We start from the raw sequence: 13,261 nt of genomic DNA, 5'->3' as shown, positions 1-13,261 counted from the left end.
TTACCTTTGCAGTATCTCTTACTTAAGAAAGATTCAGATATGAGTGCTAAGAGCTTCGAGCTACTACTTGAAACCGCCTTTGCCCCTGAAGCCCCGCAAGTATTCGAGGAGCAGGCTGCTGTTGTATACCAACAACTGGAGCAAGCGCTCAAGAATGCACGTTTAAAAGGAGGGCAAGCGGGAGACGAGATTGGCTTCCGGTTTGAGCGAGTGCGGCTAGGTGTAGCGATTGCTTTTATAAAGGCATATGCCCGACTGGCTGACAACGAAGGCGCAAAAGATGTACTGAAATTGCTACTAGAAGCTGTTAATGCCAAAAACACCCGCGAAATCGATAAGATCATCCAGAAGAAAATCAGCCTGTTCGACAACCTCTACCACGAAATATTTGTGAATGAACAACGTGAGCATTTGCTGGCTATGTTCGAACAGACGCTGGATGCGACTTCAAAAGAGGAAATTGATGAACTGATACTCGAAGGACTGGAAGTACTGCAGGATATCGATTTTGAAGCAGCCCATCATGAAGACGACGACGAAGAGCCACTTGATGAAGACTTCCTGAAAAGTATACAGTAATATTACCCATTCATTGGGTCTATGGAGATCACGCTGACCACCCCTGCCCTGCTGTTTCCGGCCATTTCATTATTGCTGCTCGCCTACACCAATCGGTTCATGGCGCTTGCTAACCTGATCAGGAGCCTGAAAAGCCGCTATGCATCCACGCACAGCCATCTGGTATACGGGCAAATCGAGAACCTTCGTATCCGCCTGGTCCTGATCCGGAACATGCAGGCCTTTGGCATTGCCAGTATGTTTGGTTGCGTGTTTTGCATGTTCATTCTTTTTGCAGGGTATAACACTGTCGGTAAGTACACCTTCGGCCTGAGTTTGATGTTGCTTATGATCTCGCTGGCACTCGCCATCCGCGAAATTCAAATCTCGGTGAAGGCGCTGGAACTAGAGTTGAATGACCTGGAGGAGACTTCGGCACAATAGTCCGAAGTTTACATGCTGACAAAAGTATCTCTATCCTATAATTGCCCCTTGTAGTCGTTTTGACTGCAACTCTCATATCTCCAACACAACAGGCAGGTATAACTTTACCCATCATTGCTTACCTTTGTGGCTATTTAGCTTAGAGTTAGAACTTAAAGTGAGACAGCCCTCACGAACAATTTCTGACGAATAACTATAGACTCTTATTTCAAACAAATGAACGCTAACCCGAAAAATCTGGCCATTAAGGATTTTGTGTACGAGCTGCCAGATGAGCGTATAGCCAAGTACCCGCTGCCAGAGCGCGATCAGTCGAAGCTACTTTATTATAAGAGCCACAACATAGCCGATCATACCTTTACTGATTTGCCGGACCTACTGCCTGCCGGCAGTTTGCTGGTGTTCAACAATACGAAGGTGGTGCAGGCTCGCCTGATCTTTCATAAACCAACAGGTGGTGCAGTGGAGATTTTCTGTCTGGAGCCGGTTAAGCCTCACCGTGAGGTGCAGCTGGCTATGCAGCAGACACGCAGTTGCACGTGGAAATGCCTGGTGGGCAACAACAAGCGCTGGAAAGAAGGTGTGCTGAAAATATTATTTGAAGGTGGTGTTGTAACAGCCGAGCGGGAAGCACAGCAAGAAGGTCATTTCCTGATCCGTTTCACGTGGACACCCGCCGAGCTTACTTTTGCCGAAGTACTGGAGCGCTGCGGACGCCTGCCGCTGCCGCCCTACCTGAACCGCGAACTTACACCTGAAGATCGCACCCGCTACCAGACCATCTATGCCCGCAACGAAGGCGCTGTAGCTGCCCCCACTGCCGGACTTCATTTTACAGACCAGGTAATGGCATCTTTGCAAGCCAAAGGTATAGAAAGCACCTACCTGACCCTGCACGTGGGCGCCGGTACTTTCAAGCCTGTGAAGGCCGACACCATGGAAGACCACGAAATGCACGCTGAGCAACTGATGGTCTCGAAGCAGGTGTTGAAGCAACTGTTGCAACACTTGGGCCAGCCCATTATACCTGTCGGGACAACTTCGATGCGCAGCCTCGAAAGTCTATACTGGCTGGGCACGTTGCTTCAGCAGCAGCCCGGCTTAAAACCAGAAGAGCTGCATGTAACCCAATGGCTACCTTACGATACCAGCACGCCACCTGCCACACCCGAAGCACTGCAGACTTTGCTCGAATACATGGAGCGGTACCAGGTCGAACATTTGCATGCCAGCACACAGATCATCATCGCGCCGGGCTATACCTTCCGGATCTGTAGCGGACTGGTTACTAATTTTCACCAACCGGAAAGCACACTCCTGCTACTCGTGTCTGCCCTTATCGGCAGCGACTGGAAACAGGTATACCAACATGCCCTGGACAACGACTACCGCTTCTTAAGCTACGGCGATAGTTCGCTGCTGCTACCATAAAGTCGCACGATGACCTCACAGTGTCTCCCATACCTGTGAGCGTCTTTTGAGCACCTTTTCTGGCAACCCCAACAAAAAAGCCAGTTCTATCTCAGGTATAGAACTGGCTTTTTTTGATGATTTAAAGTTGACTACTTTCCAGCCTTGGCATCACCGCCATTCAGACCATGCTCCGAAATCAGGTATACCAGCGCCGCCATACCTGCGGCACCCAACTGCATTTCGCGGCGGTTCACCGTCTCAAAGGTATCGATGTGAGTATGGTGATAGTCGAAGTAGCGCTGCGAGTCAGGGCGCAGGCCGATCAATACTACGTTGTTTTGACCTTTGAGCGGACCGATGTCAGCGCCGCCGCCGCCGCGGTTCAGTTCGTGCAGACCATAAGGGGCCAGCAGTTGCTTCCAAGAAAGTATCTTAGCGTATTGCTGGTCGTTGCCGTCAATACCAAAGCCACGTGGTGTAAAGCCACCTGAGTCAGACTCGAGGGCCGCTACGTGCTTCTCCCCTTTTGCTTTAGCCTCTTCAGCGTATTTACGACCGCCACGCAGACCATTCTCTTCGTTCATGAACATCACCACACGGATGGTGCGCTTCGGGCGTATACCTTGCTCTTTGAACAGACGCAGTACCTCAATAGACTGCACACAGCCGGTACCGTCGTCATGTGCGCCTTCACCTACATCCCAGGAGTCCAGGTGGCCGCCTACCACAATGATCTCGTCTGGTTTCTCAGAGCCTTTGATCTCGCCGATCACATTGTAGGAAAGCACATCTGGGCGGGTTTCGCTCGTCATCCGCATATAAAACTTCAGCTCCGGATCATTTTTCAGCATGGAGCTTAATTCATCGGCTCCTTTGGTGCTAATGGCGGCTGCCGGTATTTTGTCCACATCTTCTTCATAGCGCATGTTGCCGGTGTGGGCCACATCCTGTACATCGTTGGTCATGGAGCGAACCAATACGCCTACTGCACCCAATTTAGCGGCTGCCACTGCACCGCCTCCTCGCTGATCCACGGCACCACCATAGGCGCTGCCTGTCTGTATATGCTTGTTGTCAAACGGACGGTTGAAGAAGACGATCTTGCCTTTTACTTTCTTCTTACCCAGTTTCTCGAGTTCTTCGAAGTTCTGCACTTCCACCACTTGCGCACTCAGGCCTTGCGTACCGGTGCCTACTGTGCTGCCCAGCGCCAGAATATTTACCTCCTGACTGCCGTTGCGGCCACTCAGAATACGGCCGATTTCTTTATCGCCACGCACCCAGTAAGGCACCATCACCTCCTGCAGGTATACGCGGTCAAGTCCCATGTTTTCCATTACCTGTCGGCTCCATTCCACAGCGGCTGCGGCCTGCGGAGAACCGCTCAGACGGGCGCCTATGTTTTTGGTGAGGTAGCGCAGGTTTTCGTAGCTCTCGTAGCTGGTGAGGGCGTCGTCGTAAAACTTACGGATGACGGTGGAGTCAGACTTGTAAGTGTTTTGCTGCGCCATGGCAGGTATAGCAGCCAGCATGGCAGCTCCGGCCACGAAAGCGCGTAATTTGTGCTTTATTAACATCTTCAGGTGAATAATGCTTGAAATTTAGTTTTAGATTGTTTGTGGCTTTAATATAAGCAATCTATTTGAGGTATAGACAACTATTGCCACAAAACACGCTACGCCTACTTCACTTGCAGCAACTTCTGCAGGTCCTGCGGACTCAGAGTAAGCAAGCCAACTTCGGGCAGGCGCTCCGTCAGTTCTTTCCAGTTTTTGTCTTTCTTGTATACCTCTTTGAGAAGTTTGGTGGCCCCGTTTATGTCACCGTTGTTAGCCAGTGTGATAGCGTGCCAGTACTTCATTTCGAGGTTATCCGGGAACATAGATTCGGCTTTGCCATACTCTTCCATGGCTTTGGCCATCTGCCCCTTCTCTACGGCCAGGTCGCCGTTGTTCATGTGCTCGTAAGCACGGTATACCTTGAGCAAACGCTCCAGTTCGTCAAGCGGCTTTTCGTGGTCGTCTACCCGCAGGTCGATGGTGCGGTCGTCCCAGGGCTGGCCTGTAGCCTCACCGCGCACCACCACCAGCGCCGCGGACTGTTTGCCGCGGATGTCGCCACCCTCCCGCTCGGCTGCCTGCATGGCAAGCAGCACCCGCTCGGCCAGGGGCTTACCTGCACTCGTTTCAAATGCCTTCGCCATGGCTGGCCATACCTTGTCGCTGAGCATCATGTTGGCCTGCACCGAGAAGTTGGTACCGATGGTGTGCCCCGCATAGCGAATGCATTGCTTGCCCGTGTGCGTTGCCACACGTCCCTGCGCGTCGAGGATTGACACCTGTCGCACTTCACGGCCCTCGTCATCGGCCAGCAAAATATCCAGCGCTTCCTGCGGCGACTTGCCCTCTTTCAACAAAGCAAGCCCACGCAGACCAAATGATTTGTTGGTGAAAGACTGCGTAGCCACCACGCCAACGCCTGCCTCTACCCAGGGCACGGCGGTTCCCACCGAAAACCAGTGGCTTTGCACGCCGACGGCCATTTCGCCCGTCTTCGCATCACGGGCTACAATCGAATAGGTATGGGCAAGGGGCTCTTCGCTTTTAAACACCTGCGCCTGTGCGGAGAAATGTGTCACGGTTAAAAGGAGGGTTAGTATGGAGAATAGTTTTTTCATGGTGAGTACTGGGGTTGAGTGGGATGGGTTGTGACAGTTCAGAATTGATACAATAGAGTTTTAATCAGCCAGATACATTTTCAATTTTACTTACAATACTGTTCGCCTCCTCTAGTATTTCTGATGGGTAGCCACTGATTTGCAGAATTTTTATTGCGTTTCTTGTCCTAAGTGGTCCGAACTTTAGTTTATGGTCAAATACGAGCTGTGTGTTATGAATGGATTCAGAAAAATGGTACAGGTCAAATTCCCTTTGTAATAGCTCGGTCAACTCAATATCATGCGTAGACACAAAAACAAGATGATTACGTTTTGCTAAGTACGATAATATGGCTTTACCACCTGAAATACGCTCCACTGTGTTCGTACCCTTAAAGATTTCATCCAGTATAAATATGGCAGGTTCGCTGTTATGTGAACTATCAATGAAAGCTTTGATAGTGCTTACTTCCTCAAAATAATAACTCTTTTCGGTTAGCAAGTCATCGGAAATTTTGACCGAAGTAAATATTCTGGAAAATGGTGCGATAAAGTTGCTGGCGGTGCAAGTATATATTGTTTGAGCCAAAAGCATATTGATTCCGACAGACCTGATAAATGTCGTCTTGCCTGACATATTTGAACCAGTCAACAGCAAACCTTTTTGTGATAACTGTAAATCATTAGGTATACAATTTGCAAGAAGTGGGTGCGTCAAACTATCTATCTTTAGTTGCTTTGGCTCGCAGAAAGATGGCTTGCAGTACACCTCCAAGCCTGCACGATAAGATGCCGTGGAGATCGCAGCGTCTATCTCTCCTATGAACTGAAACAACTCATCAAGTGCAGTTCGTTTTTTCTCTACATCTTCTATTAAAGAAAAGAAAAATAAAATCTCCAGATTAAAGGCCATTTTCAGAAGCTCAAAGAGGGAGTAGAATATTGTCGTCGTTTCATCCTCCAATTTGTTATTCAGGCTCACCCATCTCATTTTCTTTTTCAGAGGTATAAGCCTTTGCAAAAAACCTGTATCTACAAAATGCGATTTGATAAGCCCAACATTCGAAAGCTTTACCCCTGCATCATAAGCTTTACTAAATTCTCCTAGAGCGATAAGGTAGTAATTGATATTTTCCTTATTCCAGTAGTGAATCAAGATGTTAGCAACAAATAAAGGCAGTAAGAAGAATAGCAAAACAGGAAAGACAAAAGCAAGTATGATGAGTACCAGTACAGAAAAAGTCAGAACATACACCAATGGATACCACTTGGGCGGTTTTATCGGCTCACCGTGAATCAGCTCTTCTAAATAAAACGAATCCCCTTTTTCAAGTGTCCTTAGTGTTAACTGACAATGTTTCCTTTGCTCTTCATTCTGTGAGAAACTATCAACCAAACGGTCGAAGTGTCGCAGCTCTTCGATATCACCTGAGACCACTCTGAGTTTGTAGTATAGAAATTGCTGTCCCACCTTAGACACAGTCCTATCAACAAACTCGAATACTTCATCGAGATACAAGTCTTCGCTCACTTTGTCTGGAATGACCTGAAAAGAATCTAAACCTCTCCTGAGCTTATTTTTGAAGTACTTTTTGATTAAAGGAAAATTGAAATACTGCTCTTCCTTTGCTTTCGACCATTTAGCATGCAAGTCTTCTTCCGCCTGTTTCATCTTTTTTAGATGTCGATGACGGATATAGAAAACGCCGAAAAGCGGAATAAATAAAAGAGATACGATGTAAATGAATTTCATCCGTATAATTTACAGCCACTACCTAATTAAATGATATACCCCTAGTGAGGACGCTTTTTAGATTTTCTTGGGAAACCTGAAACGTTTACCCCTCTTATCTATTTTCTACCTCAACCCCACCCCAATATAACCATTCTCCCCTTATATAGTAAATTCCCTACCTATTTACAACCCATCTTCATTTCAGAAGTATAACATACCAAATTCAGCGCGGGCACCAACCGCTCGGCGCAAACCAATTTATGAGCAAACCCTTCAACGAGAAAAAACAACAGCGCATGGCCATGCTAATAGATGGCGACAATGCGCAACCAACCCTTATCGTCAAAATACTGGCCGAGGCTGGCAAATACGGGCAGACCACGATCCGCCGCATTTACGGCGACTGGACCACCCCACAGATGAACGGCTGGAAAGACTGCCTGAACAACCACGCCATACAGCCCATTCAGCAGTTCCGCTATACCGTCGGTAAAAACGCAACCGACAGCGCCATGATCATCGACGCGATGGACCTGCTGCACAGTCACCTGGTAGATGGCTTCTGCATTGTGTCTTCAGACAGTGACTATACCCGACTGGCGACCCGCATCCGGGAGGCGGGCATCTTTGTGATGGGCATCGGGCAGCGCAAAACGCCCAAGCCTTTTGTGAACGCCTGCAACATCTTTATCTACACTGAAAACCTGACCGACGACATTGACGAGAAACAAATAGCAGTAGCAGACAAATCTACCCCTAACGGGCAGGAGAATCCGCGACCGAACCCAGTGCCGATGCTGAAAGAGGCTTTTCAGATGGCTGTAGGTGAAGATGGTTGGGCGCATCTCGGGGCCATCGGCACAAGCCTGCGTTTGCTCGACCCCGCTTTCGACCCGCGAACTTTTGGATACAGCCAGCTGATCCAGCTGATCAAGGCGCACAAGGACTTATTCACCATTCGCAAAGAAGACGACAAAGGCTCTTCCGCGGTATACGTGAAGCGTCGTAGCAGCCCGAAACGGCGTAAACCTGCGAAAGAAAAAGAGAAAACAGTAAAACCTGCTGCCAAAGAAGAACAAAACAGCAACTAAACTCCTTCAGGGCGCAAAAAAGTACAGCCTTCTACTGCACGCGCAGTAGAAGGCTGTACTTTTTTTGTGCAGGTCTGTACGTTATATACTAAAGCCCACTGTCAACGAAAAATTCCTGAACTTCCCGTCTGCGCTATTGTCGTTAAACACGCTGGTTAGTCCGTGGTTATACATGAGGTCCAGTTCGACAAAGCGGAGCAGTTTAACTCCCACACCGCCGTGCAGCGCAAACTGAGCATTGCGCACATTTCGACGGCGCACGTCCAGGTTGTTGTCGCTTACGCCGATGTTGTAGGCAAAGGAAGGTCCTGCCATTATTCGAAATGGGATGGAGCCGCCTCTGCGTTTGACATAGGAACTTTCAAAACCCAGCAGCACCGGCGCCCGGAAGTAGCGGAAGCGCACTTCATCACGCTCCCCGGATCGAGGCTGGACTGTACGCTGTATGGTCACTTTGTTATTCACAAAATCAACCCCAGGCTGTACATAAAAGCGGTTACCGATACGGGCAAAGGCACCGAACTCAGTTCCCACCCCGGCCGACTCTTCTACTAAAGTAGGATCACTGCTGATGTTGGACACATTGAAACCGAACTTGGCACCCAGATCAATGTTAGAGTCTTGTGCAGTGGCTGTAAAAATAACGCTTAAAAAAATCAGGAGTAGTAGTTTAATTTTCATAGTCTTGTGTACAATATATGCGTTCATACTAGAGTAACATTACCATACTCTTATCTATTTAACTGTGTTTTGGACCCGTATGTTTAGTATTCAGCTTTTTAGAACTCAGCAATAACGTCTCCCAACCCGATTCAATGAGATCTGCATCCACATTACAACCCCTGATCGTAACGCCTGACATTAAATTGCACGAAGCTCAGGTAAGTGACGCTCCAGCCCTCTATCAGCTAATTGACCAGGGTCGGCTATACCTGCGTGAGTGGCTCCCTTTTATAGACAGCAGCTTCTCTGCAAGCGATACAAGGTTGTTCCTGCAAACTGTCACGGCGCCTGGCAATCTGCAGGAGCAGGTATACACGATCCGGTTTCAGGAAAAAGAAGCGGGTATTATTGGTTACAAAGCCATTGACAGGGTAAACAGCAAGCTGGAGATCGGCTATTGGCTGGGAGAGGAATTCCAGGGGAAAGGCATCATGGTCCGTAGCTGCGCTGCTTTGATTGCAAACGCCTTTGAGCAGATGCGCATGAACCGCATCCAGATAAAAGTGGGCGTAGGAAACAGTAAGAGTAGTAACATTCCGAAACAGCTGGGCTGTAAGCTGGAAGGTATAGAACGGGACGGTGAGTGGCTGCGCGGCCAGTTTATCGACCTGGAGGTATACAGTTTACTGAAGCGGGAATGGCAGGAGAGCCATGCTAGCTTTGCTTCCGGCGAAAACGAGGAATCCTGATACCATGCTTAGGTGTAGACTTGGTTGATGTCATACCTGTACCCAGCAGGAGTGATACCGGCCGCAGCTCCTCGTGCTTATCGGCGATCAGTTTCAGAATAGCCACAAAAGGCACGAACAGTATCATGCCGGATGCTCCCCAAAGTATACCTCCCGCCACAATGGCCAGCAGTGTAAAGAGCATATTGACCTGCAAACGGAAGCTCACGGCCAGTGGGAAGATCAGGTTGGCTTCCAGGTATTGCACCACCGAAAACACAATGATCACACCAACCGGGTACCACACAGAGTCGTACGTGATCCAAGCCACGGCCATCGGCAAAATCGCCCCAATCGTGATGCCCACATAAGGTATAAATGTGAGGATAGAAGCCACAATACCAAAGAAAATAGCATGCGGTATACCTAGTAGCAAAAGCCCGACACTGTTGAGCAAGCCCACTACCGCATACACAATGATCATTCCCTTGATGAAGTTGTAGTAAGTCGTAATGGTTCCGTGCAGAATGCTGCGGATCTTGCTGTGTTCTGCTTTCGGAAACATGGAGAAAAGCGCCGCCGCCAGCTGCTCCCGGTTGTAAAGAATAAGGGCAGCATAAAGGGGAATCAACAAAACGAGTACAACCGTCGTCACGGAGGCATAGAGCACACCTTGTACCACGTTCAGCACAGTGGAAGCAGCGTCCTTTACAAGCCCTTCCATCCAACTGCTGCGTTGCACATCGTCCACACCAAACTGCTGCTCCAGGTATAGCCCGAACTGGTACCATGCCTGCAGCAGCTTTTCCTGCAGCACGGGCCATTCCTGCCCAAAACTGATCATTTGTCGCACCAGCAGCCAGCTCAGTGCCCCTACCAGCAGAACAAGCGTTAAGAGGCAAAGCAAAATAGCGCTCCAGCGGCTCCAACCACGATCTTCCATCCACTTTACAACAGGGTACAGCACAAAACTGATCAGAAGCGAGAAGCTGAGCGGAACAAAAAGCGTACGCCCAAAGTATAGCAAAGCCGCCACCAGCAAGATGTATTGCAGCAACTTTAGCCAGTTAACTTTGGAGCTCTTTTCCATATTTCACTATATTGGGTTCCCGTTTGTGCTGATGCACTTCAGGACAGCAATTACCTCAACAATATTCCCAAATATTACATCAATTTCCTAATCGTATACACCGCTATACCTATGACACGCCATAAGCTATTTGCTACTGCCTTTGCTCTCCTTTTCGGCGCTTCGCTCTCAGCACAGGACCTTTCAGTGATCAACCAGCAGGAAGCCACCCGCCTCCTTCAGACGCTGAGCCACGACGACATGCAGGGGCGCGCCGCCTTCTCGGCAGGTATAGAGAAAGCCGCTGATTTCATCGAAGCAGAATTTCATGCTGCAGGCCTTGTGCCACTCAACGGCAACAGCTCAACCCAAGCCCCCTCTTATCGCCAAACTTTTTATGTGCACCGCCTCACTCCTAACCAAGTGGAGGTAACGCTTGGCAAAAAGAAAATAGCTCCGGAGCACCTGTTCGTCAACACAGCGCAGGAGAAACTTGAGTGGAAACACAAAAACAAGATCAATATTATCACTATCCCTGAAGGCGAGAATTTCCGGAATGCTTTTGCAAAGGCTAACTCGCTTGAGCAGGACGCGATCGTGCTGATTCATCCGAGCCATGCCGAAGCCTTCAACTCTTACAGAGGCTATTTCTCAAGAGGTGGCGTAAAGAAAGAGGTAGGCACCGGCCCAAGCAAGGTATATGTGCTCACCGATCAGGCTGCGCCAAAGAAGTATGAAGTGAAGTTCGCCAATCAGGTTGAAAAGTTATCGCTCTCCAATGTAGTTGGCATGATCGAGGGCAAGCGCAAAGATGAATTTGTTGTGTTCTCCGGCCACTACGACCACATCGGCTTCCACAAAACCATTGACGGCGACAGCATCGCCAACGGCGCTGACGATGATGCCTCCGGCATTACCGCCATGATGATGTTGGCTCGCTACTACAAGCAACAGCCGCAACCTGAGCGCACCCTGATCTTTGCCGCTTTCACAGCCGAAGAGATAGGTGGCCACGGCTCCCGCTACTTCTCCGAGCAGCTCAACCCCGATCAGATCGTGGCCATGTTTAACATTGAGATGGTGGGCAAGCCCTCTAAGTTCGGTCCGAACAGCGCCTACCTCACGGGTTACGAGAAGTCTGACTTAGGTAAAATGATGCAGAAGCGCCTGGAAGGCACTACCTACAGCATCCACCCTGACCCTTACCCAGAGCAAAACCTCTTCTACCGCTCCGATAACGCTACTCTGGCTCGTTTGGGAGTACCTGCACATACCATCTCGTCGGTTCAGATTGATCAGGACAAGACCTACCACACCGTAAAAGACGAGTTCGAGCTGCTCGACATGCCGCACTTTACCAGCATGATCCGCGCGATTGCACTCGCCGCACAGGGAGTTGTAACGGGTGAGGATACGCCAATGCGGGTTGATAAGGCGTTGGTGAAGTAGTGGATTGTCTGAATCAGGATTTTCAGGATTAAAGAGGGCCCCTACCCCCACGGATTAACAGGATTTTCTCAGATATGCGTCAAACTGCCCCTCCTTGGCCAAGGAGGGGCAGTTTGTACTTAAGCTGTAGCTTCGCTAGCAAATCAAGATATTACAGTAAAGAGAACGGACCCCGCTATACCTAGCCGGGGTCCGTTCTTTTATCAATAGCTACTCTGCTATAACCTTTCAGTTCCTCACAGCAATCATCAGCCCCAGCTCTTTATAACGCATACCAAACTTCTTCGCTATCTGCGAATTCGTCAGGCTGCCTTTGTAGATGTACACGCCGCTGCGGTAGTGCTCGTTCATAAAGAGGACCTCGTTAATGCCTCCAAACTTGGAGATCTCTGTGAAGATCGGTGTAAAGATATTGCTAAGCGCTGTAGAAGCCGTGCGCGGGACACGTGAGGCAATATTCGGTACGCAGTAGTGGATGATGTCGTATTTGCGGTAGATTGGACGACTGTGCGAAGTGAGTTCTGACGTTTCGAAACAGCCTCCCTGGTCAATGCACACGTCGATGATGATGGAGCCCGGGTTCATCTGCCCGACAACGCCCTCCTCTACCATACAAGCCATACGCCCTTCCTCAGCCACCAAAGCACCAATTACCACATCGGCATTTTTGAGTTCGTTGTACAGAATGGTTTTGTCCAGCGTAGAAGTAAAAATCTGTTGCCCGATGTTATGCTTCAGGCGGCGCAATTTGTAAATGTGGTTATCAAATACCTTCACCTCAGCCCCAAGTCCTAAGGCGGCGCGGGCAGCAAACTCTGCTACAGTACCCGCCCCCATGATCACTACTTTAGATGGTGCCACACCAGTTATACCTCCTAATATGACGCCTTTGCCATCGTTGCTGCTGCTCAGGTACTCGGCAGCGATCAGCATCACCGAACTGCCGGCAATCTCGCTCATAGCACGTACCACCGGCTTCGATTCCGACTTGTCCCGGATCAGCTCAAATGAAATGGCATTTATTTTTTTGCGTTGAAGGGCATTGACATAGTCGGAAGTCAGGTTGCCGAAGTGCAGGGCGGAGATCAATGTCTGGCCGGGGCGCAGGTACTCAATTTCGTCGTAGGTAGGAGGTGCGATTTTAAGGATGATCCCGGCTTCGTATACCTCTTTGGTAGAATATACAATACGGGCGCCAGCCTCAGAGTAGTCGTTGTCAGAGTACTTGGAGGGACCACCTGCTCCGGCCTCGACCCATATTTCATGGCCTTGATCGGTGAGTTGCTTCACGGCATCCGGGGTGAGGCCAATGCGGTTTTCCTGAAACGACGACTCTTTCGGAAGCCCGATAAACAGGCTTTTGTATCGCTCCTCCACAGCCAACATGGACTCCTTTGGGTAAAGGGCCTGGCTGGCCGCCAGCTTTCCTAATTCAACGGCGAATCTCTCCGTCAT

12 protein-coding genes are annotated in these 13,261 nt (G+C 49.4%); 6 read left to right on the top strand and 6 right to left on the bottom strand.

Annotated elements, in window-relative coordinates; all coding sequences use genetic code 11:
• The first annotated feature begins 39 nt into the window (after positions 1–39).
• The 3 genes from I0P70_RS02190 to I0P70_RS02180 all read left to right on the top strand — a co-directional run bounded on the left by I0P70_RS02190 (position 40) and on the right by I0P70_RS02180 (position 2,433).
• A complete protein-coding gene (locus I0P70_RS02190) occupies positions 40–579 on the top strand; it encodes a hypothetical protein (protein ID WP_196114554.1) in 540 nt (179 codons plus the stop codon).
• Between the two features lie 21 nt (positions 580–600).
• Positions 601–1,002: a DUF2721 domain-containing protein gene (locus tag I0P70_RS02185; protein ID WP_196114553.1), complete on the top strand. Its 402-nt coding sequence runs from the start codon at positions 601–603 to the stop codon at positions 1,000–1,002.
• Positions 1,003–1,218: 216 nt separating this feature from the next.
• Positions 1,219–2,433, top strand: coding sequence for an S-adenosylmethionine:tRNA ribosyltransferase-isomerase (locus I0P70_RS02180; protein WP_196114552.1), 1,215 nt, complete (start codon positions 1,219–1,221; stop codon positions 2,431–2,433).
• Between the two features lie 131 nt (positions 2,434–2,564).
• On the opposite strand, the gene I0P70_RS02175 is transcribed toward I0P70_RS02180, so the two are convergent.
• From I0P70_RS02175 to I0P70_RS02165, 3 genes are all read right to left on the bottom strand, one after another.
• Complete coding sequence (locus I0P70_RS02175) at positions 2,565–3,992, bottom strand: M20/M25/M40 family metallo-hydrolase (protein WP_196114551.1); 1,428 nt, start codon at positions 3,990–3,992, stop codon at positions 2,565–2,567.
• Between the two features lie 104 nt (positions 3,993–4,096).
• On the bottom strand, positions 4,097–5,092 hold the full coding sequence (locus I0P70_RS02170; RefSeq protein ID WP_196114550.1) for a DUF1028 domain-containing protein: 996 nt from the start codon (positions 5,090–5,092) through the stop codon (positions 4,097–4,099).
• 64 nt (positions 5,093–5,156) lie between these two features.
• A complete protein-coding gene (locus tag I0P70_RS02165) occupies positions 5,157–6,743 on the bottom strand; it encodes a DNA mismatch repair protein MutS (protein ID WP_230391936.1) in 1,587 nt (528 codons plus the stop codon).
• 323 nt (positions 6,744–7,066) lie between these two features.
• On the opposite strand from I0P70_RS02165, the gene I0P70_RS02160 reads away from it, so the two are divergent.
• Positions 7,067–7,897 (top strand): NYN domain-containing protein, encoded by an 831-nt coding sequence (locus tag I0P70_RS02160; protein WP_196114548.1) that lies wholly within the window; start codon positions 7,067–7,069, stop codon positions 7,895–7,897.
• A gap of 81 nt (positions 7,898–7,978) precedes the next feature.
• Here the strand turns inward: I0P70_RS02160 and I0P70_RS02155 are convergent, their stop codons facing one another.
• Complete coding sequence (locus I0P70_RS02155; protein ID WP_196114547.1) at positions 7,979–8,578, bottom strand: porin family protein; 600 nt, start codon at positions 8,576–8,578, stop codon at positions 7,979–7,981.
• A gap of 134 nt (positions 8,579–8,712) precedes the next feature.
• Here I0P70_RS02155 and I0P70_RS02150 point away from each other — a divergent pair, with 134 nt between their 5' ends.
• The gene (locus I0P70_RS02150; RefSeq protein WP_196114546.1) at positions 8,713–9,309 is read left to right on the top strand and encodes a GNAT family N-acetyltransferase; all 597 of its coding nucleotides are present in this window, start codon (positions 8,713–8,715) and stop codon (positions 9,307–9,309) included.
• On the opposite strand, the gene I0P70_RS02145 is transcribed toward I0P70_RS02150, so the two are convergent.
• On the bottom strand, positions 9,275–10,378 hold the full coding sequence (locus I0P70_RS02145) for an AI-2E family transporter (protein ID WP_196114545.1): 1,104 nt from the start codon (positions 10,376–10,378) through the stop codon (positions 9,275–9,277). The genes I0P70_RS02150 and I0P70_RS02145 overlap by 35 nt on opposite strands.
• Before the next feature lie 111 nt (positions 10,379–10,489).
• Here I0P70_RS02145 and I0P70_RS02140 point away from each other — a divergent pair, with 111 nt between their 5' ends.
• On the top strand, positions 10,490–11,806 hold the full coding sequence (locus tag I0P70_RS02140; protein WP_196114544.1) for a M20/M25/M40 family metallo-hydrolase: 1,317 nt from the start codon (positions 10,490–10,492) through the stop codon (positions 11,804–11,806).
• 228 nt (positions 11,807–12,034) lie between these two features.
• On the opposite strand, the gene I0P70_RS02135 is transcribed toward I0P70_RS02140, so the two are convergent.
• Positions 12,035–13,261 carry an alanine dehydrogenase gene (locus I0P70_RS02135; RefSeq protein ID WP_196114543.1) on the bottom strand — a complete coding sequence of 409 codons (1,227 nt, stop codon included), beginning with the start codon at positions 13,259–13,261 and terminating at the stop codon, positions 12,035–12,037.

The organism is Pontibacter sp. FD36, from assembly GCF_015686655.1.
GTDB lineage: Bacteria > Bacteroidota > Bacteroidia > Cytophagales > Hymenobacteraceae > Pontibacter.
Note: the sequence above shows the minus strand (reverse complement) of the source record. Positions and strands in the feature narration are given on the sequence as shown.